Source organism: Geobacter sp. 60473, from assembly GCF_036323535.1.
GTDB lineage: Bacteria > Desulfobacterota > Desulfuromonadia > Geobacterales > Geobacteraceae > Geobacter > Geobacter sulfurreducens.
On sequence record NZ_AP028967.1, the window covers coordinates 1,378,429 to 1,403,326 of the forward strand.

Genomic DNA, 24,898 nt, shown 5'->3' on the forward strand with positions numbered 1-24,898 from the left:
GAAAATTGAATGAAAACCAGGAGAGGCAAACGCTCATCAACATCCATGAACGGCGCGCTCACATCCTCTTAATAATTAATGGATAATAGCGGCCAACTCACACGCCCGTCAAGGAAAACACCCTTCCGAAGGCCTGTCTGCCGCGAACCATCGCAGATCTTACACCTATTCAAAACAAAAAGGCCATGCATAGCATGACCTTTTTGTTAATGGCGGGGTCGACGGGGCTCGAACCCGCGGCCTCCGGCGTGACAGGCCGGCGTTATAACCAACTTAACTACGACCCCATTCGTTATATTCAATTAGGGTAGCCACCACTCAGAGAACGACTACCTTGAAGCATATATGGTGGGCGAAGAGGGGATCGAACCCCCGACATCCAGCTTGTAAGGCTGGCGCTCTCCCAGCTGAGCTATTCGCCCTTTTAAATTAATGGCGGGGTCGACGGGGCTCGAACCCGCGGCCTCCGGCGTGACAGGCCGGCGTTATAACCAACTTAACTACGACCCCGTTTTATGCATAAATTGTAGGTACAACTGGATAGCAACTTATCAATTTTACAGCTAAATATTGACTTAGTGCCGTCTCGAAACGAGACATAACTTATAGCAGAGACCTCACAGAGGTGTCAAGCGCTTTTTTCCGTGCATCAGTGGGCAGTAACGGTTTCCTGTCCAGATATCGCCGGGGGCCCCTCCGAGGAGCGGTAGGGAGCTCCGCTTGAAACGCCTTCAGCCAGGAGCGCCCGGGAAAGCACTTCGTCCATATGACGAACTGGAACGATGATAAGCCCCACCGTGACCTCCCGTGGGATTTCCGTCAGATCCTTTCTATTTTCCTCAGGGATGACAACCGTGGAAATTCCTCCACGCCCCGCGGCCAGAAGTTTTTCCTTGAGTCCGCCGATGGCAAGCACGTTGCCGCGGAGAGTTATCTCACCCGTCATTGCAAGATCATGCCGAACCGGCCGGCCGGTTAGAGCAGAAACTATCGCAGTAGCCATGGTAATGCCGGCCGAGGGACCATCCTTGGGGATTGCTCCCTCCGGCACATGAATATGTATGTCCGCTTTCTTGTGAAACTCTTTATCAATACCCAGTATCTGCGCCCGTGAACGTACATAGGTCATGGCCGCCTGCGCCGACTCCTGCATGACCTCCCCCAGCTTTCCGGTAATGAGGAGCTTTCCGGTGCCGGGGACAACTGCCACCTCAATTGTAAGCAGATCCCCGCCTACTTCGGTCCAGGCAAGGCCCGTAGCATAGCCGGGAGCATCTTTGTCCTCTGCCGTCCCGATCCGATACTTGCGAGGTCCAAGGAACCCGGGCAGATTCTTGGGTTGAATTACGATTTTCTTTTTCTCGCCCTTGACCACACGATGAGCCGCCTTGCGACAGAGCGTAGCAATATCGCGTTCCAGATTGCGCACACCGGCCTCGCGGGTGTAATAACGGATTATTTCACTGACAGCCTTTCCGGAAATGCTGATCTGTTGTACGGAAAGCCCATTGGCTGCCATCTGCTTGCCAACGAGATAACGCTCGGCAATGGCAAGTTTTTCGTGCTCGGTGTAGCCTTCGAGGCGAATCACCTCCATCCGGTCGAGCAGGGGACGGGGTATTGAATGGGTCGAGTTGGCCGTGGCAATGAACATGACGTGAGAAAGATCATACTCCACATCGAGAAAATGATCGCTGAAATGGGCATTCTGTTCCGGATCGAGAACTTCAAGCAGTGCCGAAGCCGGATCCCCCCTGAAATCGGAACTCATCTTGTCAATCTCGTCCAGCAAAAATACAGGGTTGTTACTTCCGGCTTTTTTGAGGTTCTGGATGATCTTGCCGGGCATGGCTCCCACATAGGTACGGCGGTGGCCCCGAATCTCCGCTTCGTCACGCATTCCTCCGAGCGACATTTTGACGAAATGACGACCGGTTGCCGTGGCGATTGATCGGGCAAGCGAAGTTTTGCCAACCCCAGGGGGGCCAACCAGGCAGAGAATAGGTCCCTTCAACTTCTTAACAAGTGCCTGGACGGAGAGATACTCCAAAATGCGTTCCTTGACCTTTTCAAGACCGTAATGGTCAGCGTTCAAAACCTCTTCGGCACCTATGATATCGTGCTTTTCGCGAGTCATCTTCGCCCAAGGAAGCGACACAAGCCAGTCGACGTAGTTTCTCACCACAGCAGCCTCGGCAGAAGCCGGCGACATGAGCTTAAGTTTTTTGAGTTCTGCAAGGGCCTTTTGACGGGCTTCCTTGGATAACTTCCCCTTGGTTGCCTTATTCTCGAGTTCAATGAGCTCCTGCCTGAAGTCGTCTTTGCTTCCCAACTCCTTCTGGATGGCTCGCATCTGCTCGTTCAGATAATATTCTTTCTGGTTCTTCTCCATCTGCTTCTTGACGCGGGTCCGGATCTTATTCTCCAGCTGGAGAATCTCCAACTCGGCCTCCATGAAAGACAAGAGTTTCTCCAGGCGCTCATGGGGAGTCACTATACCAAGTAGCAGTTGCTTATCGGAAAGCTTGAGATTAAGGTGGGGTGCCAGCGTATCGGCAAGCTTGCCGGGCCCAACAATTCCCCCAACGGCACTGACCACCTCCTGCGGGATGCCCTTGGTCAGCTTCACATAGCCTTCAAACATCGATTTGGTGCTGCGAATAAGGGCTTCAATCTCGGGGTTTTCTTCCAAAGACTCAAGATGCGGCTGTATTTCAGCCATGAAGTAGTCGGGGTTAGGCAGAAAGGACACAAGACTGCCCCGCTGCTTGCCCTCCACCAACACCTTGACTGTACCGTCGGGGAGCTTCAGGAGCTGTATGATCTGTGAGATGGTACCGGTCGTGTAGATGTCTTCCTGCCGGGGATCTTCCGTTTTGGCATTTCTCTGGGCGGCGAGAAAGATCATCCTGTTGCCGTTCATGGCCGCCTCAAGGGCGGAGATCGAACGCTCCCGCCCCACAAAAAGAGGAACAACCATGTGCGGGAAAACAACAATGTCCCTTAACGGTAAAAGAGGGAATCTTTGCAGATCCCCTCTTTCCATACTTTCCATACTAAGGTCAACGTTCATTGGGTCCTTTGCGGTCAGGCTGATTCAGCCACATTTTCATAAACAATGATCGGTTTTTCCTTGTTGTAGATGACATCTTCGTTGATAACCACTTCTTTAACCATCGTTTGCGAGGGAATTTCGTACATGATGTCGAGCATGGCGTTCTCAAGGATCGACCGGAGTCCGCGGGCGCCCGTCTTACGCTTGAGCGCTTCCCGGGATATGGCGACCAGAGAACCATCGGTAAACTTGAGCTTCACATGCTCCATTTCGAACAGCTTCTGGTATTGCTTGATAAGCGCGTTTTTCGGCTCCTTCAGAATCTGAACCATGGCGGTCTCATCCAGTTCGCGCAGCGTGGCGAGTACGGGCAAACGGCCAATGAATTCCGGGATGAAACCGAACTTGAGAAGGTCTTCAGGGGTAACTTCCGTGAGAAGCTCTCCTGCCCTCTTCTCGACTTTGCTCTTTACATCAGCACCGAAACCGAGCTTTTTCACACCGATACGCTGCTGAATAATACTGTCGAGCCCCGCGAACGCCCCGCCGCAGATAAACAGAATATTCGTGGTATCGACCTTCAAAAACTCTTGCTGCGGGTGTTTGCGTCCTCCCTTGGGAGGAACACTGGCGACGGTTCCTTCAATAATTTTCAACAGCGCCTGCTGCACCCCTTCCCCCGACACATCCCGGGTGATGGAAGGAGAATCGGATTTACGCGCTATCTTGTCAATTTCGTCGATGTAGATGATACCCTTCTGGGCGCGCTCTACATCATAGTCGGCAGCCTGAAGAAGATTGAGTATGATATTCTCGACATCTTCCCCCACATAGCCGGCTTCAGTGAGGTTCGTAGCATCCGCCATAGCGAACGGAACCTTCAGTATCCGGGCCAAGGTCTGAGCCAACAGGGTCTTGCCGGAGCCAGTAGGTCCAAGCAGAAGAATGTTGCTCTTCTGCATCTCTACGTCGCTCGGCTTGCCCATGGACTCGATGCGCTTGTAGTGATTGTAAACTGCGACGGCAAGGACTTTTTTCGCCTGGTCCTGACCAATCACGTATTCGTCGAGAACATCCTTGATCTCACGGGGCTTGGGAAGCTTCTTGACATCGGGCCCCATGGCCTCTTCAAGCTTCGACTCCTCGGCAATAATATCATTACAGAGTTCGATGCACTCGTCGCAAATATATACCGTTGGTCCGGCAATGAGCTTTTTTACTTCATCCTGGCTCTTACCACAAAAGGAGCAGGTGAGATTGTCGCTGCCGTCGTTTCTCCTACTCACCGAGTACCTCCGCTGGGAGTATTGCGCTCAATTATGTTATCAATGATACCATAGTCCTTCGCCTCCGCTCCAGACATAAAATAGTCGCGCTCGGTATCGGCTTCAACCTTGGCCAGTTGCTGCCCTGTATTTTCGGCAAGAATCTCGTTCAGTCGTTTTTTAAGCTTCAGAATTTCCTGGGCATGAATATGAATATCCGTTGCTTGGCCCTGGAATCCACCTAAAGGCTGATGGATCATAATCCGGGAATGCTTCAGACTGAAACGCTTTCCCTTTTCCCCGCCCGACAAAAGCAACGCTCCCATTGAAGCGGCCTGCCCCACGCAAATCGTCGACACGGGTGCTTTTATGTACTGCATGGTGTCGTAGATGGCCATACCCGATGTTACAACGCCGCCCGGGGAGTTGATGTACAGATGGATATCCTTGTCCGGATCCTCGGCTTCGAGAAAAAGCATCTGGGCTATGACCAGATTCGCAACATGGTCATCAACGGGGCCGCCAAGAAAGATAATACGATCCTTCAGGAGTCTCGAATAAATATCGTAAGAACGTTCACCCCTACCCGTTTGTTCGACCACTATCGGTACAAGCATGTTGCCTCCTCGCTGCACAGGTTACTCTTTTGCCTTCTCGCTGATTACTGCGCTACCCAGAAGGAACGACATGACCTTTTCCTCGGCCAGGTGCACTACAAGATTTTCCCGTGCCGCACGATTTTGCTCGTAAAAACTCTTTACGCGGCCGAGCTCCTCCTCGTTGCCGCCTGCAATTTCCAGCAGCTTTTTCTCGATGTCAGCCTCTTCGACCGAAATTCCTTCTTTTTTGGCCACGGCTTCGAGAAGAAGCGAACCCTTCACCTGGTTCTCAGCAACGGTACGGTACTGGGACTTGAACGACTCCTCGTTCATTCCCATCATCTCAAAGGTAAGCCGCTGCTGGGCAAGCCTGTTCTGTGCGTTGGCCAGCATGGTCTGCAGCTGCCGGTCCACAAGCGTAGAAGGAACTTCTATTTCGTTTTTCTCAATGAGCGCCTGCACGACCCGATCCTGAAGGTCTGCTTTGATCCGGTCATTTTCCTGCTTCTCATACAGTTCAGCAATCTTTTCTCTCAGTTGAGTGATGGAATCGAACTCTCCCATCTGAGCGGCAAACTCATCATTCAGCTCAGGGAGCTCTTTGACCTTGATCTCGCTCAGGGTCACGTCAAACCTGGCCTCTTTGCCGGCAAGATCCTTGTTCCAGTAGTCCTCAGGAAAGTTTAGCGACATTGATTTCGGCTCGCCGATTTTCATGCCCACAATCTGTTCTTCAAAACCGGGAATAAATCGACCGGAACCGAGTTCAAGCTGGTAACTCTCGGCAGAGCCGCCTTCAAACGGAACGCCGTCAACGTAACCGGTAAAGTCAATGACGGCGAAGTGCCCAACTTCAGCCACTGACCCATCTTCCAGGGACTTCAGGTGAGACATGTTCTCGCGCATTTCCTGCAATCTCTTCTCAACAACCGACTCATCGGGCGCAAAGGTTTCCTTGGCAACCTCAAGTCCTTTGTAGTCCTTTACGTCGATTTCGGGGAGAACTTCGACCGTTGCGGAATAGGTAAACGGGGTACCGCGCTTTATTTCGTCGCTGTCAATTACAGGATGAGAAACGGGGAAGATTTTATGCTCCGCAAGCGCCTTGAAATACGTTTCCTCGAACAGATTCTTCAGCACATCACCTTCCATGACGTCTACATAATGCTTTTCTATGAGGGACTGGGGGGCTTTGCCTTTCCGGAAGCCCTTAATGGCCGCGCGTTTGCGGATCTTTTCAAAAACCTTGTCTATCTCGGACGTAACGCGGTCCGCCGGAATCTCAAAGGAAATTTTCTTTTTGACGCTGCTGAGCGACTCGACAGTGCTGGTCATCGTTCAACCTCTCTCCATTGGGGTAGTGTTAATATGATTATTAATAGGACGGGATAGCGGGCAAGAAAACAACAATCTCCGGGCGGGTAATTAAAACAGCCACATACGCTTGAATTGGTGCGAGAGAGGGGAGTCGAACCCCTACGGTTGCCCGCTGGATCCTAAGTCCAGTGCGTCTGCCAGTTCCGCCACTCTCGCAGATTGCCGCAACCAACTACACATACGAATAAGCCCCGTTCATCACGGGGCTCTTTCTTAAATGGGGTGGCTAGTGGGATTTGAACCCACGAATGCATGAGTCACAGTCATGTGTGTTGACCCCTTCACCATAGCCACCATATGTGATTTACCGTTAATTAGTTGGCACGCCTGAGAGGATTCGAACCTCTGACCTACGGATTAGAAGTCCGTTGCTCTATCCAGCTGAGCTACAGGCGCAGGCTTGGTCGGGGTGAGAGGATTCGAACCTCCGACCCCCTGCTCCCAAGGCAGGTGCGCTAGCCAGGCTGCGCTACACCCCGTTGGAATTTGTATAACTAACACATGCCGAGCTGACATGCAAGTATTTTTATTCAATACCCTGCCGGCCGAGATGATCTTTCAGGAGAGCCAGGGCTCTGCCGCGATGACTGATGACATTTTTGACCTCAAGTGGGAGTTCTGCCATGGTTGCCCCTTTCTCAGAAACGAAAAAGAGAGGGTCGTAGCCGAACCCTTCGGTACCGCGCGGCGAATCGAGTATTACCCCCTGCAGTTCCCCACTGAAGGTGTACCTCTTTCCTTCGGGCGAACACAGGGCGATAGCGCACCGGAAAGCGGCCGTGCGTTCTTCGTAAGGCACTGAGGCCAACTCTCTCAAAAGTTTTGCGTTATTTGCTTCGTCGCTGGCGGTCTCACCCGAGTAGCGGGCAGAGTAAACACCCGGCCTTCCACCAAGTGCGTCAACGACGAGCCCAGAGTCATCGGCAAGCGCCGGAAGTCCTGTAACGTTGGCGGCAGCTGAAGCCTTTTTCAAGGCGTTCTCCTCAAATGTCTCTCCGTCCTCTTCCACTTCGGGGAAACCCGGGAAATCATCCAGCGACAACAAGGTGAAAGGCAACCCGTCCAGAATCGCAGCAATCTCTCGTAGTTTGCCCTTGTTGCGGGTTGCCACCACCAGCCGGGTCACTGCTCCAGCACCTCTTGTTGGATGGCCATGAGACGTTCGATGCCGATCATGGCGAGGGAGCGCATATCATCCATCTGGGCGCAGGTAAAAGGTTCAGCCTCTGCGGTTCCCTGCACTTCCACGAAACGCCCCGACGAAGTCATGACAAAATTCATGTCAACATCGGCTCTTGAGTCCTCAATGTAGTTCAGATCGAGCAACACTTCCCCGCCGACTATCCCAACACTGACTGCGGCGACCGCCTCCCGAACCGGCAGAGTGGCAATAGTCCCCTGCGATACGAGCCATCGAAACGCGTCGACCAGTGCGACGTAGGCACCTGTAATAGAAGCTGTCCGGGTGCCTCCATCAGCTTGAAGCACGTCACAATCAATCAGTACGCTTCGCTCGCCAAGAAGCGTCAAATCCGTGACGGTCCGTAAAGAACGGCCAATGAGACGCTGGATCTCATGGGTCCTTCCCCCCAGCTTCCCCTTGGCGGCTTCACGAGGAGACCGTGTATGGGTGGCACGCGGCAACATTGAATACTCTGCAGTTACCCATCCCCCTCCCTTGCCGCGCAGAAAGGGGGGCACCGACTCCTCCACCGAGGCGGTGCACAAAACTTTTGTGTCACCGAACTCAACAAGAACAGAGCCTTCGGCGTGCTTGAGATACTTTCGTGTAATCCGGATGCTTCTGAGTGATGCTGGGTTGCGGCCGTCTGAACGCATGAGATACCTCTGGCAGTTGGAAAAAAACGTACATTAAACGATATGATGCAGGTTGTCAATCTCGGCGGCAAGGGCCGGCAAAGCCGTACGCCTGAGAGCACTCAACGGGAGCGGCCGTATGTGCCCCAGCGCGAAGATACCGAGAAAACGGCGGACGAGAAGTTGCTCGACATCCTCCCGTTCCTTAGCGGAATCGGCAAGTCCTTCGATTTTCCCCCCCGCCATCATGCCATGGCCTCCGGCTGCGCCTCTACCCTCGACGAGCCGCTTGATCAGCGTTCCCGCATTAACGTCGTGCCGGGAGGTGCGCAATGAAAGAATGATTTCACTGCTAAATCGGCCAATTGCCAGCACGACATCGATTCCTTCAAGCCGGAGAAAAAAATCCGCCATCTCGGCGACAATTTCAGGAAAACTGACCTCTTGAAGATTTGTTACCAGCAGATTTCCATGGATCCGTGAATGCTCGATGGCGCGGTTGATCGTGAGGTAATATTCCACATGGAGCTTTGGATAGGTGATTTCATAGAGCAGTTTTTTGTTGGCCAGGGGGAAAAGCTTCAGATAGGCATCTCTGTCGGGTCGGGCCGCCTCGCGACCCAGATCCTGCGTTTCCGATTTAATTGCATAAAACAGCGCCGTGGCAAGATTGCTGCCAATAGGGACATCTTGGGCCTGCAGATATTCATAGATGATTGTTGCGGTTACGCCGTACTCTTCGCGGATATCATCCCATCGGCACCTCAAGCCGGCTTCCCGCCTGGGGTGATGATCAACAAGAATATCAACCCGCTTGCCAGGTGGGAATGAATTATTGCCCGCCCCCGGTTGGGTATCGAGCATGCACGTTACGGAAAAATCCTGATAATCGATGAGGGCCAGCGGAGTCAGGGGAATTTGCAGTTGCTTGGCCATGGCTATGTTCTCGCTCCTGCCGATCATACCGGAAAAAGCAATTGTGGCATCCCTGTTCAGTTTCATAACGAACAGATGTCGCAGCGCTATGGCAGAGGCGAGACAATCGGGGTCCGGATTGTCGTGAACAACGATCAGAATCCTGCCCTTGCCCCTCGCCCAGTTGAGCATTTCGTCCGTGTAACTCTTCGTCCTTGCAAGCGAGCAATCTTCTCCCATTACCACCCCTCCCGGTAAACATAGGCCTGACGACCTCTCTTCCATACAATAAACACCAGCACAAACTATTTACAAGGACCAGACTAGGACCAAAACAAAAGGAGGGGAAAGCATGCTTTCCCCTCCTTTATCGTCGCCCAAAGGCTGACAGAATCGTTTAGCCGAGAACGATATTTTGATTTCTCGCCCTGTTCGCCAGGATCGTCGGGTCGATTACTTCTCCGCAGCACGTGCATTTCCACGCATCAAATGACCTCACGAAATCATAGAACTTCTCAGCGAACATGCGGCCTCTGCATTTAGGACATTTCATAGGTCATCCCCCCCATGTAGAATTATAACCGTGAGTGTCCTGAATATTTCACCATGTGTGCCAATCGGGGTTACTGCTAGTGGCACAATGTGCCAGGAGATATTACACTCAAATAATATTACATTTTTCAACATGTTACAAATATCAGAAAAATTCTCGCAGAGCCATCAGTGTCTTCGGACCGATTCCCGGAACCCTCTCCAATGCCTCAAAAGATGAAAAATCGCCATTATCTTGACGGTCGCATACTATCCGTCGCGCCAGTTCAGGCCCGATGCCGGGCAAAAGCTCCCAATCCTTTATGTTCATCCGATTTGGGTCAAGAGGGATTCTCATCAGCATCATCTGAGAAACTGCCAGTTTTCCCAACGAAACTTCGCTGGTTTCTCTATTGTCCTTACGCACGATTACGACATCGCCATCGCAGAGAATACGGCCCACAGCAGCAGGAGGAAGATAATTCACGGACGAGAGGGGAAGCGCCATATTTATGACGCTCTGGCATGTGGATCCCCGAGCAACCCGATAAACGCCTGACCTCTCCGGAACGCCGGTTATCATGATGCTCACGGGTCGGTCATCGGAGTTCGAACGCACAAAGGCCACGGCAGGTATCTCCAAAGGGGATGTGCCATGGCCTTTGTAAAGTAGTGGTAATGTCATGACCGCTAAGGCAAGGGTGAGATACACCGCATGCCCGGTGCGGGGTTTCACTTCTTGGAGCCTTCGAACTCTTCGCTTTTGTGGAGCTTGTACTCCACACTGTCCAGAAGAGCCTGGTAGGATGCATCGACGATATTTTCCGAAACACCGACCGTACCCCAGCGGCTCTCTTTGTCGCCAGACTCGATGAGCACCCTGATAGACGAGGCCGTCCCCTGCCCCGCCGGCAATACGCGCACCTTGTAGTCCAACAGCTTCACTTCCTTGAGGCGCGGATAAAACTTCTCCAAGGCTTTGCGGAGAGCATTGTCCAGTGCGTTCACCGGCCCATTTCCCTCCGCTGCGGTGTGCTCGATTTTGCCCCCGACCTTGACCATGATTGTAGCCTCAGAAAGAGGCTTCTGGTCCTCATGACGCTTTTCGTCGATTACCCGGAAACCGATCACCGAGAAAAACTTGCGGTGAGTGCCGAGGGCTCTCTTCATGAGGAGCTCGAACGACGCTTCCGCCCCTTCGAACTGGTAACCCCGGTTCTCCATTTCCTTGATATTTTCGAGGATTTCGAGTGTAACGGGGTCCTTGCTATCCATCTTGATATTGAACTCTTCTGCCTTAGCAAGGATATTGGAGCGACCCGAAAGGTCGGATACGAGTACCCGCGTCATGTTGCCGACCAGTTCCGGCCGCAGATGTTCGTAGGTTTCGGGATGACGCTGGATGGCCGATACGTGGACACCTCCCTTGTGGGCGAATGCCGAGTTGCCCACATACGCCTGATGCTTGTTGGGCGAAAGGTTGGCCAATTCGTAGACGAACCGTGAAAGATCGCGAAGTTTTCTAAGCTGGTCGTCCCCAATGCACTCACGCTTCATCTTGAGCTTCAAGGCAGGGATGATCGAGCAGAGGTTGGCATTGCCGCAGCGCTCGCCGAAACCGTTGATGGTCCCCTGGACCTGGACAATTCCTTCGCTGACCGCATGGAGGGAGTTGGCAACGGCGCACTCTGAATCGTTGTGCGTGTGGATGCCGAGAGGGGCCGTGATGTGCTTGCGCACCTCGCGGATAATCTCAACAAGTTCAAAGGGCATGGTACCGCCGTTGGTGTCGCAGAGAACAATGCAGTCGGCCTTTGCGTCCTGAGCGGCCTTGAGGGTCTTGATGGCGTAGTCCGGGTTCGCCTTGTAGCCGTCGAAAAAGTGCTCGGCGTCGTAGAAGACCTCGGGAACATTCGCCTTAAGGTATTCCAGCGAGTCGAAAATCAACTCAAGATTTTCCTCGAGCGATATCCGCAGGGCCTCATGCACGTGAAAATCCCATGTTTTGCCGAATATGGTGCAGACATCGGGTTCCGCCTGAATGAGGGTCTTGAGGTTATGGTCCTTGTCGGGGGTTACCTTGGCGCGACGAGTGGAACCGAACGCGGCGATCTTCGCCTGGGAGAGCTTCTCTTTCTTGATGTCCTTGAAAAAGGCGACATCCTTTGGGTTACTGCCGGGCCAGCCACCCTCGATGTAGTGAATTCCTATCTCGTCGAGTTTATGGGCAATCCGGATTTTGTCCTCCACGAGGAAGGAAATATCCTCTGCCTGGGTTCCGTCGCGGAGAGTGGTATCGTAGAGTTTTACAAGACTCATGCTTTCACCTTTCGGGAACGGCGAAGCGCATGTACGAAGGCGCGGAAGAAAAAATCAAAATGATCGATTTTCTCCCCCGCGCCTTCGAAATTCCGCGCTTCCGCTCTGGAAGTTTCTTTATTTGCCGGAGAGTCCGAACGCTTCGTGAAGCACCCGAACGGCCAGTTCGGTGTATTTTGCGTCAACAATGACCGAAACCTTGATTTCAGAGGTGGAGATCATCTGGATGTTGATCCCTTCCTTGGCAAGGGTTTGGAACATTTTGGTGGCAACACCCGCATGGCTCCGCATGCCGACGCCAACGATGGATATTTTTGAAATGTTTTCGTCCTCAGCCACCTCCTTGGCACTGATCTCCTTGGCCACTTCCTTGGTGATGGCGAGGGCCTTTTTGAAATCAGCCTTGGTGACGGTGAAGGTGAAATCGGTCAGGTCACCCCCGCTTACATTCTGGACAATCATATCGACCGATATATTGGCGTCGGAAAGGGGCGACAGAATTTTGGCGGCGATTCCCGGCTTGTCGGGTACCCCCATCACGGCAATTTTTGCTTCGTTCTTGTCGTAGGCGATTCCCGAAACGAGAACTGCTTCCATATCCTTATCCTCCTTGGTAACCATGGTCCCTGGATTTTCATTGAAGCTGGAGCGGACATGAACGTCCACATTGTACTTCTTCGCAAATTCTACGGAACGGATCTGAAGAACCTTCGCCCCAAGCGAGGCGAGTTCCAGCATCTCATCATAGGATACCTTCTCGATTTTCCGGGCATCCTGGCAGATGTTCGGGTCAGTGGTGTAGACACCGTCCACGTCGGTGAAAATTTCACACACATCCGCTTTGAAGGCAGCAGCTACGGCAACTGCCGAGGTGTCGGAGCCGCCACGGCCCAGAGTGGTGACATTGCCATCCTTGTCGACGCCCTGGAACCCGGCGACAATGACAATGGTGCCGTCCTTGAGATCAGCGCGCACCTTGGTGTCGTCGATGCTCTCGATGCGGGCCTTGCTGAAAGCGTTGTCCGTGATGATGGGGATCTGCCAGCCGTGATAGGACTTGGCCTTGTACCCCATCGACTTGAGGCACATGGCAAGGAGAGCTATGGATACCTGCTCGCCCGACGCCACCAGCACATCATATTCGCGGGTATCCGGGAATTCGCAAATCTCGTTGGCGAGGGCCACGAGCTTGTTGGTTTCTCCCGACATGGCGGAAACGACAACAACCATATCGTTTCCGGCGTCATAGGTCTTGGCGACCCGTTTGGCAACATTGCGGATGCGCTCGATGGACCCCATCGAGGTGCCGCCGTATTTCTGGACCACCAGTGCCATCTACCGTTCCTCCTTTGCTCTGGATCAATGTGTCAAGCTGCAGTTTGTATACAGGACACGACCGCAGGTCGTCACTTAATAGCAGGAATCAGACCAGTGGTCAAAACATTTTTTTAATAAAGCTTCATAGGTTATGCCGTGAGGGACGAACTCCAGGAGACGGGTGGTTTCATCCCCGTGACGAAAGGTAATGTCAATCCGCTCTACGGGCAGATCATCACCCAGACGCTCGGCCCATTCCACGAGACAAACACCTGTTCCATGAAAGTATTCGTCGAAACCGAGAGCCGCCGCATCGTCGACGCCGGCCAGTCGGTACAGATCGAAATGATAGAGGGGAACGCGCCCTCGGTATTCGTTGAGGATGGTAAAGGTCGGGCTGGTGATGGGAGTTGTTTCGGCAACGCCGATCCCTCGTGCCACTCCGCGGGCAAACCGGGTTTTCCCGCTACCCAGCTCTCCGGCCAGGGCAACGAATGCCCCGGCTGACAGTTCTCTGCCCAGCAGTTCCCCGAGACGCTCGGTCTCTTTCTCGCACCGCGAAGTGATATGAAACGCCACGCGTCCTACCCCACCATGGTCCTGATGAGATCGATGCGGGAAACAATTCCCACAAGCTTCTTCCCTTCAACCACCGGAAGCGTGTGGAGCTTTTTGTTGGCCATGATATCAGCCACCGTGCTCACCGGGGTTTCCGGCGTCACGCTCTCAACCTCGGTTGTATAGATATCTCCGGCGGTCTGGCCGGTTACCTTCTGGATCTCCCGTTCAAACTTCTTGGCACTTTCCAGATAGATAACCCAATCGAAAAGCGATATGACCGTCGGAATGTGCAGGCTTTTGTCCTGTTCAATCAAGTCGGACTCGGTGACGATGCCCGCCAGGTTGCCCGCTTCGTCCACAATGGGGATGCTCCCGATCCGATACTTCGAAAAAAGCTCGGCAAGCTCCCGTATGGTGGTCTCACGCCTGGCTGTAACAACGTTGGTTGTCATTATGTCGCGCACAGTCTTCATTATTGTTCTCCCTTCAAACGGATCAGTGAATTGAATGCATAGGGTAGCCGCTCCTGGACATCGAGAGCGGACATGCCTGTCTCGCCCTTGTCCGCAGCAACCAGGTCGGCGGCATGACCGTGAACGAAAGCGCCCAGTATGCAGGCGTCGAATGGTTCGTACCCCTGTCCAAGCAGTGCCGTGACAACACCGGTGAGCACATCCCCCATCCCCCCCGAGGCCATGCCCGGATTGCCGCTGCCGTTGAGGGCCATGCGGCCATCGGGCGACGCGATGACGGACCGTGCTCCCTTGAGGATGAGATAGACGCCGAACCGTGCGGCAAAGTCACGAGCAACGCCGATACGGTCCGCTTCGACCGCCGCAGTGGTGGTTCCCGCAAGACGCGCCATCTCCCCGGGATGGGGCGTGAGGACAACGGTGTCGGGGCGCGCCCCCTTCAAGAGTTCGCTCTGCTCGGAAAGGGCATTGAGGGCGTCGGCGTCGAGGACGAGGGGCGCCGTGATATCAGGCAGCAGTTGCCGCACAAGGGCGGCAGTGGCGGGCTGCCACGACAAGCCGGGACCAAGGGCTACCGCATCCCGGCCTTGAATCGCCGCCCTGAGCGGAACAAGTGACTCATCCCCGAGGAAACCGACCCCGCCGTCAGCCAGCGGGATTGTCATGGCCTCGGTGGTCTTCACCTCGAGAATGGCATTAAGGCTTGCCGGCACTGCCAGCGAAACGAGGCCTGCTCCGCTTCGAACGGCGCTGTTCGCGGCCATTGCCGCGGCTCCCGTCTTCCCGACGGACCCGGCTATAACGAGGCTGTGCCCGAAGCTCCCCTTGTGGGAGCATGGGTCCCGCCGCGTAACCACTGCTGCCGCCTCAGCCGCGTCAACGTAGAGAACGCCGTCCGCTTCCCGGGCGACTGACTCCGGAATGCCGATATCGACAATTTTCAGCCGGCCGCAGTGCAGTGCCCCCGGATAGAGAACGTGGCCATATTTTGCAAGGGCAAAGGTTACCGTCAGATTGGCCGTGACAGCAACCCCGAGCACCTTGCCCGTTGCGGCGTCTATGCCCGACGGGATGTCGACCGAGACAACCGGCCGAGCTGAAGCTGCGATGCACCTGATCGCTTCGGCATACACGCCCTGCACATCGTTCTTCAGCCCAGTCCCCAACAGGGCATCCACCACCAGTGCCGCAGCGTCGAGCCTGGTCATAAGGGACGAAAGGCTTTCCCCAGCAGGGAGGTAAGAAACCGTCGACGGGTCGAGGCGCTCCAGGTTCTCGCGGGCATCACCGCTAATTTTGTCCTTACGGGCCAGCACAACCGTATGCACCGGCCACCCTTCCCCAGCAAGCAGTCGGGCGATCACATAGCCGTCGCCGCCGTTGTTCCCCTTGCCCGCGACCACCAGAACCGGCATGCAGCCGTCGCGGCCGAACATCTCCCTGATGGCATCGGCACATCCGCGGCCGGCGTTTTCCATGAGGACAAGGCCGGGGACACCGAACTCATCGATGGTGCGACGGTCCATCCGCTGCATGGTCTCGCCGCTCACCACTTTCATGGCCGCTCCAGCACAACCAGGGCGACGGCGTACGCTCCGTCGTGAGAAAGGGAAACGAAAGTACGGCCGAGGCTCAGGTCGGTGGCCAGCCTCAGGGCTTTGCCGTGGAGCTTGAGCTCGGGCTTGCCGAGGGCGTCATTGACGACCTCCACGTCATGCCAGGTCATCCCTTCGCGCAGACCGAGACCGCAGGCCTTGAGAAACGCCTCCTTGGCCGCGAACCGCAGGGCATAGTGCTGGGCGCTCCTGGCCTTGCCGGCACAGTACTCCATTTCATGGGGCGTAAAGAGCCGTTCGAAGAGACGCACGTTCCCTTCTTCGACCAGACGGTCGAAACGGGTAATGTCAACGATATCGATGCCGGTACCGAAAATCATGCGTACTTGACGAGGTCTACCATGTCCCGCACGGCACGGTCGAGCCCGGCAAACACTGCGCGCGAGATTATGGAATGCCCGATGTTGAATTCCTCGATACCTCCGAGGGCTGCGACTTTGCGAATATTGGTGTAATTGAGGCCATGTCCGGCATTGATGCCGAGCCCGAGCTTTGTGCCGAGCCTGATGGCGTTTTCGATGCGCTCAAGTTCGGCCTGCTCCTTTTTCCACTCCCGTGCCTCGGCAAAGGTTCCGGTGTGGATTTCGATGTAGTCGGCCCCCGCCTTGCTGGATGCCTTGACCTGATCCGTATCGGGATCAATGAACAAGCTCACTACAATGCCGCCGTCCTGGAGGCGACCAATGGCGTCGGCAAGCGACTGCATGCCGACTCTCACATCGAGCCCCCCCTCGGTGGTGAGCTCCTGGCGTCGCTCCGGCACCAGAGTGCACATGTCGGGTTTGACCGATAAAGCTATACCCACCATCTCGTCGGTAGCCGCCATTTCCAGATTGAGCTTCGTCTTGACGGTCTGACGGAGCAGACGCAGGTCCCGGTCCTGAATATGCCGCCGGTCCTCGCGCAGGTGCACCGTTATCCCGTCGGCACCGGCGAACTCGGCAATGGCGGCGGCCGCCACCGGGTCGGGCTCAACGCCGCCCCGGGCCTGGCGGATTGTTGCCACATGATCAATATTGACTCCGAGCTTTGCCACCTACTTTCCTCCGATCTTCTTCTCGACCAGATCGGCAATTTCCTTTGCCCACCCGGTTATCTGATATTTGTCCTGGCCTTCGAGCATAATACGCAACAGCGGTTCGGTACCCGAATAGCGGATAAGGATGCGTCCCTCGTCGCCGAGCTTTTTCTCTATATCTCCGATAAGCAGTGCCACTTCCGGAATGGTAGTTATGTCCTTCTTCTCCTTGACCCGCACGTTGACCAGCACCTGGGGCAACGGGATCATCACCTCCGCCAGTTCGGAGAGGCTCTTGTCGGCCCGGCGCATGGTGGCCAGCACCTGAAGGGCCGACAGGACACCGTCGCCCGTGGTGTTGTGGTCGAGGAAAATCATGTGCCCCGACTGCTCCCCTCCAAGATTGTACCCCCCCTTGATCATCTCCTCCACCACGTAGCGATCTCCAACCGCAGTCTTGACTACTTTTCCGCCGGCACGCTTCACTGCGATATCGAGGCCCATGTTGCTCATTACCGTTGCTACAAGTGTGTTCTTGCGCAGTCTTTTCTGTTTCAGCATCTGGGTGGCGCAGATGGCCATGATGTGATCCCCGTCCACCTCGTTGCCGAACTCGTCCACAAAGATGACTCGGTCGGCGTCACCGTCAAGGGCAATGCCGAGGTCTGCCCGGTGCTCTTTGACCGCTTCGCTGATGACCTGCGGATAGAGGGAGCCACAACCGGCATTGATGTTGGTTCCGTTAGGCTTGACGCCGTAAGGGATGACCTCGGCTCCCAGCTCCTCAAGAACGGCCGGAGCCACCTTGTAGGCTGCGCCGTTGGCACAGTCGAGGACGATCTTCATCCCGGCGAGATCGAGATCCTTGGGAAAGCTGTTCTTCAGAAACACCACGTACCGCCCCACCGCGTCATCGATCCGGTAGGCCTTGCCCACCTCGGTGGCCACCGGACGGAGCGAGTCGATCTTCCCGGAAAAAATGAGATCCTCTATTTTGAGCTCCATTTCGTCGGGCAATTTGAACCCGTCGCGGGAAAAGAACTTGATGCCGTTATCCTGAAAGGGGTTGTGTGAAGCGGAAATGACAACCCCTGCATCGGCCCGCATGGAGGAAGTGATATTTGCAATGCCCGGCGTGGGGAGAGGACCGACCACGAGAACATCAACACCCATGGAGCAGATACCGGCCACCAGGGCATTTTCCAGCATGTAACCGGACAGGCGCGTGTCTTTGCCGATCACGATACGATGACGGCGATTACCGTCCTTGAACAGATAGGCCGCAGCCCGGCCGATCTGCATGGCCATTTCCGTGGTCATCGGGTAGACATTGGCAACACCGCGGACACCGTCCGTTCCGAATAATTTCTTCATCGCTTCACCTGCTTTCATGTGTCGTGGGGGATTCAGTCCGTGCTGGTGACTGCTCCACCCGGACCGAAATTTCAGCCGGGTATACTCGCGTCACCCGAACTTTGGAGGGAACAGACAGGCGGGCCTCAAAACCGGTGAACAGGACAGTCCCCGCCCCGACCCCCGTCATGTCGAGCGGCATGATAATCTTTTCGCCACGGAGCTTCAACAAAAGAATACTCGGCCCGCTGAGGGTGACGACCAACTCTCCGGGGCCTTTATCTATCACGGCATAGCCGGTGGCAACATTGCGAAGCTCAAGTGGAATCCGCATGACAAGCTCCCCTTCCCTCCCGCCGGCCACACCGAGCCAGAGGCTGACGGCGAGGACCAGTGAGAGGAGCTTGATATCCCAGTTTTTCACAAGATCCATCACACTCATTCCGTAAGCCACCTGGGTTCGAGGAGCTTTTTAAGAATTTTCCGCAGACTCGCAGCATCGCTGACGGGAATGATTCTTCCCCCCACAGCCACGGATATGGTTCCCGTTTCCTCGGAAACAATCAGAACGACGCAGTCCACCAATTCCGTGAGACCAAGAGCGGCCCGGTGGCGGGTCCCCAGGTTCTTGTTGATGGTCGGGTCCTGCGAAAGGGGCAGAAAACACCCGGCCCGCGTCAGCTTGCCGCGCCGGATGATCACGGCGCCGTCGTGAATAGGAGAATAGGGAAGAAAGATGGATGTGAGAATTTCGCTCGTAATCTTGGCATCCACCTCGGTGCCGGTTTCAACATGACTCATGACACCCATTTCGCGTTCGATGACGATCAGGGCTCCTATCCGGCGGGAGGAAAGAGATGTGGCGGCGGCAATCAATTCACCGACAATCAGTGAGGCATGGTCTCGCTCCTCCTGTTCGTCCCGGTCTTCCGTGAGGGGATGGCGGTGCTTGCCGTGCGTCACCAACGCCCTCCGGATGTCATGCTGGAAGAGGATAACGAGAATAAGGATCAGGGAACTGAACAGGGATCCGACGATCCAGTGGAAAGCCTCGAATCCCGCGAGCCGCGACAGAGAGTACAGCGCAGCGAGAAAGGCCAGGACGAGCAGAAGACGGTAGGCGACCCGTCCCCTGAGCATGATGATCAGGCGATAAATGATCCATGCCACAATCGCAATATCGATTGCGTCGCGCCAGCCGAAGATCTGGAGTGGCTCGGTCATCGTCGTCACCTGACAAGGGTGGGCTGAATCAATACGGTAAAAGGAGTGTGATCAGCGTTGCGGGGCAAGAATCGCCCGTGTCATCAGGGCCACATCCCGCATGGCCCGAACATCGTGAACTCTCAGTATGGAGGCGCCGTTTGCCACGGCCACCGCCACCGTAGCGGCGGTCCCGAACAGGCGATCTGCTACGTCCCTGCCAAGAACAGCGCCTATGAACGACTTGCGGGAAGTGCCGACGAGGATGGGCCGTCCCAGGCCGGCAAACTCGGCAAGACGCCGGAGGATTTCAAGATTCCCGTCAACGCTTTTGCCGAAACCGATGCCCGGATCCACTACGATATGCTCATTGGGGATCCCCGCCGCCTGTGCGAGGCCCAGAGAGTAGCGCAGCGATCCGAGCACTTCCGCAATCAGATCGTCGTAGGCCGTGTCGCGCTGCATAATCGCCGGGGTGCCGCGCGTGTGCATGACCACGAGTCCCGCCCGTGCCTCGGCCACGGTAGCCGCCATATCCGGATCAAAGACCATGCCGCTGATATCGTTGATGATCTCTGCGCCGGCGGCAAGAGCCTCGCGGGCTACGGCAGCCTTATAGGTATCGATGGAAAGAGGAACCGGCAGTTTTGCGGCAAGGCGTTCCACAAGAGGCACCACCCGTTGCATCTCTTCGGCTACGCTGACTGAAGGTGCACCTGGGCGGGTGCTTTCACCGCCGATATCAATGATATCAGCTCCTTCGGCTACCATGGCAAGAGCCCGATCTTCCGCAGCAGCGGGGTCTTGGTAGCAATTGCCGTCAGAAAATGAATCGGGGGTCACGTTAAGGACCCCCATGATACAAGGACGGGATGTAAGGTCTATGCACCGGCTACGCAGCCGCCATACCCCGGCATGGTGCTGTCCGGTGGAGTGCTCCGCGCAGAGTAAGGTTCCGGAGCATTGGGCAGTCAATGAAGTCATGGAGTCACGGGGGCCTCTTCGGCTGCGGCGCGGCTGGCCGCGCAGTCTTCCTTGATGATCCGGTCGACTTCGTCGCCGGTCAGGTTCTCTTTCTCGATAAGCTGCGTTGCCAGACAGTGGAGCACACTCAGATTCTCGTTCAGGAGTTGCCTGACCCGCGAGTAGCTGCCGTCGATGATTTTGCGAATCTCCTCGTCGATTTCCACCGCCGTCGCTTCACTGTAGTTCTTGTGCATTGACATGTCACGGCCAAGGAAGATCGACTCCTCCTTCTTGCCGAAGGTGACCGGCCCCATCTTTTCGCTCATACCCCATTCGCACACCATCTTGCGTGCGATCTCCGTTGCACGTTCGATATCGTTGCCGGCCCCCGTGGTAAGCTCATTGAAGATGATCTCTTCGGCGGCCCGACCTCCCATGAGCACCGCGATCCGGTTCAGGAGCGATTCCTTGTTATAGCTGTGCTTATCCTCGATAGGCAGCTGCATGGTCACGCCAAGTGCCCGCCCCCGCGGAATAATGGAAACCTTGTGTACCGGATCGGTGCCCGGGATCAGCTTGGCAACAAGGGTATGTCCGGCTTCGTGATAGGCGGTATTTTTCTTCTCTTCCTCCGAAATCACCATGCTGCGACGTTCGACACCCATGAGGACTTTGTCCTTGGCGTCGTCGAAGTCCTTCATCTCGACGGAGTTCTTGTCCTTACGTGCCGCCAGCAGGGCAGCCTCGTTCACCACGTTGGACAGATCCGCTCCCGAGAAACCGGGCGTGCCGCGGGCGATTACTCCCAGGTCCACATCGGAAGCAAGCGGGGTCTTTTTGGTGTGGACCTTCAGGATCATCTCCCGCCCCTTCACGTCAGGTTGGGGAACGACTACCTGGCGGTCGAACCGGCCCGGCCGCAGGAGAGCCGGATCGAGGACATCAGGTCTGTTCGTGGCCGCGATAAGAATAACCCCCTCATTGGATTCGAAGCCATCCATCTCGACCAGCAGCTGGTTCAGTGTCTGTTCCCGCTCGTCATGGCCGCCGCCGAGTCCCGCACCCCGGTGGCGTCCGACCGCATCGATCTCATCGATGAAGATAATGCAGGGCGCATTCTTCTTTCCCTGTACGAAAAGATCGCGGACCCGGCTGGCGCCGACACCCACGAACATTTCGACAAAGTCGGAACCCGAAATGGAGAAGAAGGGAACTCCCGCCTCTCCGGCCACGGCCCGTGCCAGGAGCGTCTTGCCCGTGCCGGGAGGGCCCACGAGCAGGACACCTTTGGGGATACGGCCTCCGAGCTTGGTGAATTTCTTGGGATCCTTCAGAAACTGGATGATTTCTTCCAGTTCTTCCTTTGCTTCGTCTACACCGGCCACGTCTTCGAAGGTAACGCGACCCTGGGCTTCAGTCAGAAGCTTTGCGCGGCTCTTGCCGAACGCCATGGCCTTGCCGCCACCTCCCTGCATCTGCCGCATGAAGAAAATCCAGACCCCCACCAGGAAAAGGAGCGGGAACCAGGAGATGAAGATGGAGAACCAGGAAACCTTCTCTTCCTCAGGCTTGGCAGAGACGTTGATCTTCTTCTCCAGAAGCTTTTCGGAGAGCATGGCATCTGTCGGCTTGTAGCTGCGGAACTCCTTGCCGTCGGAATACTTGCCGATGATCTCGTTCCCCTGGACCGTAACCGTGCTGACTTTCCCCGCATCAACCGCAGCAATGAAGTCGCTGTAGCCGAGCCGTTCCTGGGTGGTGCGCGGCTTGTTGAAGAGGTTGAAGAGGAGGATCATCATAAGGCTTATGACGAGCCAGAGCGCAAGGTTCTTGTAGAACTGGTTCAAGGGTACCCCCATGATGCGGTTCGGGCAATGGACGAACGCCCGCGAACGCTGATGGTTACTGGTTTCAGACCACTAATTGAAAAAAACTATCATAGAAGGAACAGGTTGACAAGCGATTTCAGGTCATTTCAGGCGCCTGCCGCGTATCCGCACAACAGCCATCGCCCGACTGCCGGCTGATATCCTCCCAGGTTCTCCCCGACGACAGCCGCATACCCAAAGGAGGGAATCACCCCTGAATAAGAGCGGGATACTTCGACGGAGTTCGCGGGGCACCTTTTGGTCGATAAAGATGTCCTTCACTTTCTTCTCTCCGGTCATGCCGAGTGGAATCATGCGGTCGCCGGACCTCCATCCACGGACAAGCCAGGGAAACGGGACCCGCTCCAGATCAAACCAGGACTCGGTAGTCGGAAGCTCGCCCCACGGTGGAGGACTCGTGGCAATTTCCACAACGAGTTCCCCTCCGCCGGACAGCGGCCAACAACCGGGGCCGTCGATCCACAGCTCTTGAAGCAATGGGATGTCAGCCTTTCTCCGGGCAAAGGCAATCTCATTGTAGGAGCGGGATACCAGAATTTCTTCCGGCAGATGGAGCCGTCCGGATGGGTTCCCTGACAACACAAGCCGATCTATCGCATCCACATGGTCAAAACTTATCCGCGCGAGATCACCCTTGGCCAGCGCGATCGCCTTGCGGTACAGCCGGCGCCGGAGTCCGCGCGGCTCCCTGCGCAGGGTGTCGACAGAGCAAATCGCCCCCCCCTGCTCCGTTACCATAACATGCCGCCTCAATGCCTCCTCGACGAGTCGGCTCAGTAACGCTTCGTCGTCAGCAAGCAATTCGGCTGTTCTGGCAAGCCGGGAAGCAGCGCCCGGATTCAGCCGCCCCAGATACGGAACGAGTTCGTGCCGGATACGATTACGCAGAAAGGCCACGTCGGTATTGCTCTGATCCTGACGGAACGCCAGTCCGCGCGCATCGAGATAAGCCTCGATTTCCTGTCGACCCAGCGCAAGAAGGGGTCTCACATACTTCCCGCCGGCCCCGACGGGTTGCATGGCAGACAACCCCAGGCCTCCCGCCCCTCTCACAAGCCGCATGAGCAGCGTTTCAGCCTGGTCGTCGGCATGGTGGGCCAGAGCGACGGTTCGAGCTCCGCACGCGGCGGCAACGTCATCAAAAAATGCATACCTCGCCCGTCGGCCGGCATCTTCGAGGGACAGTCGCTCCCGTTCGGCCAGCGCTTTTACCTGCCCGCTCCGACTTACGAACGGAAGGGCGTATGCCTGAGCGCACTGCTCCACGAATCGTTCATCCTCGTCAGACTCCGCTCCACGCAGCTTATGGTTCAGATGTGCAACAACCAGATCAAGCCGCAACTCGTTGAGCGAAACAAGGATATCCACAAGCGCAACCGAGTCGGCACCGCCCGATACGGCAACGACAACCCTGTCACCCGGGCGGAACATCCTGTGTTCAGCGTTAAAGGCTCGTACTTTTTTCAAAACCGCATCAACCGTGGATGGTGTTTTCATAGAGTGAGTCTCGCGTCAAAGCCGTGCATGGACACAAAACAAAAAACCCCTCCTGGCCGGAGGGGTTATTGTTAATGGTGGCGGTGCAGGGACTTGAACCCCGGACACTACGGATATGAGCCGTATGCTCTAACCAGCTGAGCTACACCGCCTTATGGTAGTAAAAGGCGAATCGCCATTCAAGCGATTCGCCTTTGTTTTGTTTGGTTGCGGGGAGAGGATTTGAACCTCTGACCTTCGGGTTATGAGCCCGACGAGCTACCAGACTGCTCCACCCCGCGTCGTGAGAACCAATATGTACCACAGCCGATTCAAGACTGTCAATCGCAAATTTTAATTTTAATCATTCCGGAATAAGAATTGCTCCCTTTCCGAGCATTTCGGCAAGGTTGCTTGCGGCCGGCTGGTCCAGCTTCCGGCCAACCCTGACGCGGTACCAGGTACCTTTGCCGGGAATGGTCGATTCGGTGACGTAGGCAGAAAACCCCTTTTCAGCCAGTTTGGCCCTGATTGCATCAGCGTCTTTGCGTTCCTTGGAAGAGGCGACCTGGACAGAATAGGTTTCCTTCGCCGCGGATACCGGCTGAGACGGCTGAACCTTAGCTGCAGGGGCGGCATTCTTTACTGAGGCACCCGCAGCGGTTGACGGCTCGTCACCTCGCCGCGCCTCCACACCCTTTGTTTCGGGAAGACTGGCAATGGGCTTCTGGGCCCCTCCCCCCTGCTCCTTGACCGCAGGGGGTGCAGCAGGACTCTTGGGCGCCGACTCATCTTTTCTAAGATTGATGCCGCTTCCCAGAATGGCCTTTCCTCCCTTGGGCAGTGTTTCGTAGAACGTAAGCGAAGGCTCTCCCGCAGGGCGAGGAGGAGCGGGTACCACAGGAGGGTTTCCTTCACCGGGCTGAGCTTGAGCGGCGGGCGCCTTCGGCGTAATCGCATTCTGAGGGGGTGCCGACAGCGCTTCTTTCTGCTCCCCCCGAGGGGGGAGCAGAAAGCGATCGACCAGCACTCCCAGCGCAAAGGAGGTCAGTGCCACGAGCAGGAAGGCACACGCAAGGAGCCCAATCGGCTTTGATTTGGGACGGTTTTTACTGACCGTCTTTCGTTCGCGATAGTCCAGAACCAT

22 protein-coding genes and 9 tRNA genes are annotated in these 24,898 nt (G+C 55.7%); all 31 read right to left on the minus strand.

From position 1 onward, the window contains the following. Positions 1–210: 210 nt before the first annotated feature. The 31 genes from AABA48_RS06285 to AABA48_RS06435 all read right to left on the minus strand — a co-directional run bounded on the left by AABA48_RS06285 (position 211) and on the right by AABA48_RS06435 (position 24,898). A tRNA-Asp gene (locus tag AABA48_RS06285) sits at positions 211–287 on the minus strand. A 59-nt stretch (positions 288–346) separates the two neighbouring features. Further along, positions 347–422, minus strand: a tRNA-Val gene (locus AABA48_RS06290). An 11-nt stretch (positions 423–433) separates the two neighbouring features. Further along, a tRNA-Asp gene (locus AABA48_RS06295) sits at positions 434–510 on the minus strand. A 139-nt stretch (positions 511–649) separates the two neighbouring features. Continuing rightward, positions 650–3,073, minus strand: coding sequence for an endopeptidase La (lon, locus tag AABA48_RS06300; protein WP_286349602.1), 2,424 nt, complete (start codon positions 3,071–3,073; stop codon positions 650–652). A gap of 14 nt (positions 3,074–3,087) precedes the next feature. Continuing rightward, positions 3,088–4,341, minus strand: coding sequence for an ATP-dependent Clp protease ATP-binding subunit ClpX (clpX, locus tag AABA48_RS06305; protein WP_010942435.1), 1,254 nt, complete (start codon positions 4,339–4,341; stop codon positions 3,088–3,090). Next, on the minus strand, positions 4,338–4,937 hold the full coding sequence (gene clpP / locus AABA48_RS06310; protein ID WP_010942436.1) for an ATP-dependent Clp endopeptidase proteolytic subunit ClpP: 600 nt from the start codon (positions 4,935–4,937) through the stop codon (positions 4,338–4,340). Before clpP ends, clpX begins: the two co-directional genes overlap by 4 nt. Before the next feature lie 21 nt (positions 4,938–4,958). Beyond that, complete coding sequence (gene tig / locus AABA48_RS06315) at positions 4,959–6,254, minus strand: trigger factor (RefSeq protein ID WP_286349601.1); 1,296 nt, start codon at positions 6,252–6,254, stop codon at positions 4,959–4,961. Between the two features lie 115 nt (positions 6,255–6,369). Continuing rightward, a tRNA-Leu gene (locus AABA48_RS06320) sits at positions 6,370–6,452 on the minus strand. Positions 6,453–6,514: 62 nt separating this feature from the next. Continuing rightward, a tRNA-His gene (locus tag AABA48_RS06325) sits at positions 6,515–6,590 on the minus strand. Between the two features lie 25 nt (positions 6,591–6,615). Continuing rightward, positions 6,616–6,692 (minus strand) — tRNA-Arg (locus tag AABA48_RS06330). A gap of 5 nt (positions 6,693–6,697) precedes the next feature. Next, positions 6,698–6,775 (minus strand) — tRNA-Pro (locus AABA48_RS06335). A gap of 47 nt (positions 6,776–6,822) precedes the next feature. Next, the gene (locus AABA48_RS06340; protein WP_286349600.1) at positions 6,823–7,422 is read right to left on the minus strand and encodes an XTP/dITP diphosphatase; all 600 of its coding nucleotides are present in this window, start codon (positions 7,420–7,422) and stop codon (positions 6,823–6,825) included. Beyond that, positions 7,419–8,135 carry a ribonuclease PH gene (rph, locus tag AABA48_RS06345; protein WP_286349599.1) on the minus strand — a complete coding sequence of 239 codons (717 nt, stop codon included), beginning with the start codon at positions 8,133–8,135 and terminating at the stop codon, positions 7,419–7,421. The genes AABA48_RS06340 and rph overlap by 4 nt, the downstream gene beginning before the upstream one ends. 33 nt (positions 8,136–8,168) lie before the next feature. Continuing rightward, positions 8,169–9,269 (minus strand): DHH family phosphoesterase, encoded by a 1,101-nt coding sequence (locus tag AABA48_RS06350; protein ID WP_286349598.1) that lies wholly within the window; start codon positions 9,267–9,269, stop codon positions 8,169–8,171. A gap of 457 nt (positions 9,270–9,726) precedes the next feature. Continuing rightward, a complete protein-coding gene (locus AABA48_RS06355) occupies positions 9,727–10,068 on the minus strand; it encodes a ComEA family DNA-binding protein (protein WP_286349597.1) in 342 nt (113 codons plus the stop codon). 224 nt (positions 10,069–10,292) lie between these two features. Continuing rightward, positions 10,293–11,879: a citramalate synthase gene (cimA, locus tag AABA48_RS06360; RefSeq protein ID WP_286349596.1), complete on the minus strand. Its 1,587-nt coding sequence runs from the start codon at positions 11,877–11,879 to the stop codon at positions 10,293–10,295. 117 nt (positions 11,880–11,996) lie between these two features. Continuing rightward, the gene (locus tag AABA48_RS06365) at positions 11,997–13,214 is read right to left on the minus strand and encodes an aspartate kinase (protein WP_286349595.1); all 1,218 of its coding nucleotides are present in this window, start codon (positions 13,212–13,214) and stop codon (positions 11,997–11,999) included. Between the two features lie 75 nt (positions 13,215–13,289). Next, positions 13,290–13,775, minus strand: a complete 486-nt coding sequence (gene tsaE, locus AABA48_RS06370; protein ID WP_286349594.1) for a tRNA (adenosine(37)-N6)-threonylcarbamoyltransferase complex ATPase subunit type 1 TsaE — start codon at positions 13,773–13,775, stop codon at positions 13,290–13,292. Positions 13,776–13,780: 5 nt separating this feature from the next. After that, positions 13,781–14,230 carry a CBS domain-containing protein gene (locus AABA48_RS06375; RefSeq protein WP_286349593.1) on the minus strand — a complete coding sequence of 150 codons (450 nt, stop codon included), beginning with the start codon at positions 14,228–14,230 and terminating at the stop codon, positions 13,781–13,783. Then, positions 14,230–15,789, minus strand: a complete 1,560-nt coding sequence (locus AABA48_RS06380; protein ID WP_286349592.1) for an NAD(P)H-hydrate dehydratase — start codon at positions 15,787–15,789, stop codon at positions 14,230–14,232. Before AABA48_RS06380 ends, AABA48_RS06375 begins: the two co-directional genes overlap by 1 nt. Continuing rightward, on the minus strand, positions 15,786–16,166 hold the full coding sequence (locus AABA48_RS06385) for a holo-[acyl-carrier-protein] synthase (RefSeq protein WP_286349591.1): 381 nt from the start codon (positions 16,164–16,166) through the stop codon (positions 15,786–15,788). The genes AABA48_RS06380 and AABA48_RS06385 overlap by 4 nt, the downstream gene beginning before the upstream one ends. Continuing rightward, on the minus strand, positions 16,163–16,882 hold the full coding sequence (locus tag AABA48_RS06390; protein ID WP_286349590.1) for a pyridoxine 5'-phosphate synthase: 720 nt from the start codon (positions 16,880–16,882) through the stop codon (positions 16,163–16,165). The genes AABA48_RS06385 and AABA48_RS06390 overlap by 4 nt, the downstream gene beginning before the upstream one ends. Next, entirely contained in the window at positions 16,883–18,238 is a 1,356-nt protein-coding gene (gene glmM / locus AABA48_RS06395; RefSeq protein ID WP_286352488.1) for a phosphoglucosamine mutase, read from the minus strand. It lies immediately after the preceding gene. Positions 18,239–18,242: 4 nt separating this feature from the next. Continuing rightward, the gene (locus AABA48_RS06400) at positions 18,243–18,650 is read right to left on the minus strand and encodes a CdaR family protein (protein ID WP_338271220.1); all 408 of its coding nucleotides are present in this window, start codon (positions 18,648–18,650) and stop codon (positions 18,243–18,245) included. 5 nt (positions 18,651–18,655) lie between these two features. Further along, the gene (gene cdaA, locus AABA48_RS06405) at positions 18,656–19,441 is read right to left on the minus strand and encodes a diadenylate cyclase CdaA (RefSeq protein WP_286352486.1); all 786 of its coding nucleotides are present in this window, start codon (positions 19,439–19,441) and stop codon (positions 18,656–18,658) included. Between the two features lie 51 nt (positions 19,442–19,492). Beyond that, positions 19,493–20,404 (minus strand): dihydropteroate synthase, encoded by a 912-nt coding sequence (gene folP, locus AABA48_RS06410; protein ID WP_286352485.1) that lies wholly within the window; start codon positions 20,402–20,404, stop codon positions 19,493–19,495. Beyond that, complete coding sequence (ftsH, locus tag AABA48_RS06415; RefSeq protein WP_286352484.1) at positions 20,401–22,233, minus strand: ATP-dependent zinc metalloprotease FtsH; 1,833 nt, start codon at positions 22,231–22,233, stop codon at positions 20,401–20,403. Before ftsH ends, folP begins: the two co-directional genes overlap by 4 nt. 123 nt (positions 22,234–22,356) lie before the next feature. Further along, positions 22,357–23,772 (minus strand): tRNA lysidine(34) synthetase TilS, encoded by a 1,416-nt coding sequence (gene tilS / locus AABA48_RS06420; RefSeq protein WP_286352483.1) that lies wholly within the window; start codon positions 23,770–23,772, stop codon positions 22,357–22,359. Positions 23,773–23,847: 75 nt separating this feature from the next. Continuing rightward, positions 23,848–23,924, minus strand: a tRNA-Met gene (locus AABA48_RS06425). A gap of 52 nt (positions 23,925–23,976) precedes the next feature. Beyond that, positions 23,977–24,053, minus strand: a tRNA-Met gene (locus AABA48_RS06430). Positions 24,054–24,115: 62 nt separating this feature from the next. Continuing rightward, complete coding sequence (locus tag AABA48_RS06435) at positions 24,116–24,898, minus strand: SPOR domain-containing protein (protein ID WP_286352482.1); 783 nt, start codon at positions 24,896–24,898, stop codon at positions 24,116–24,118.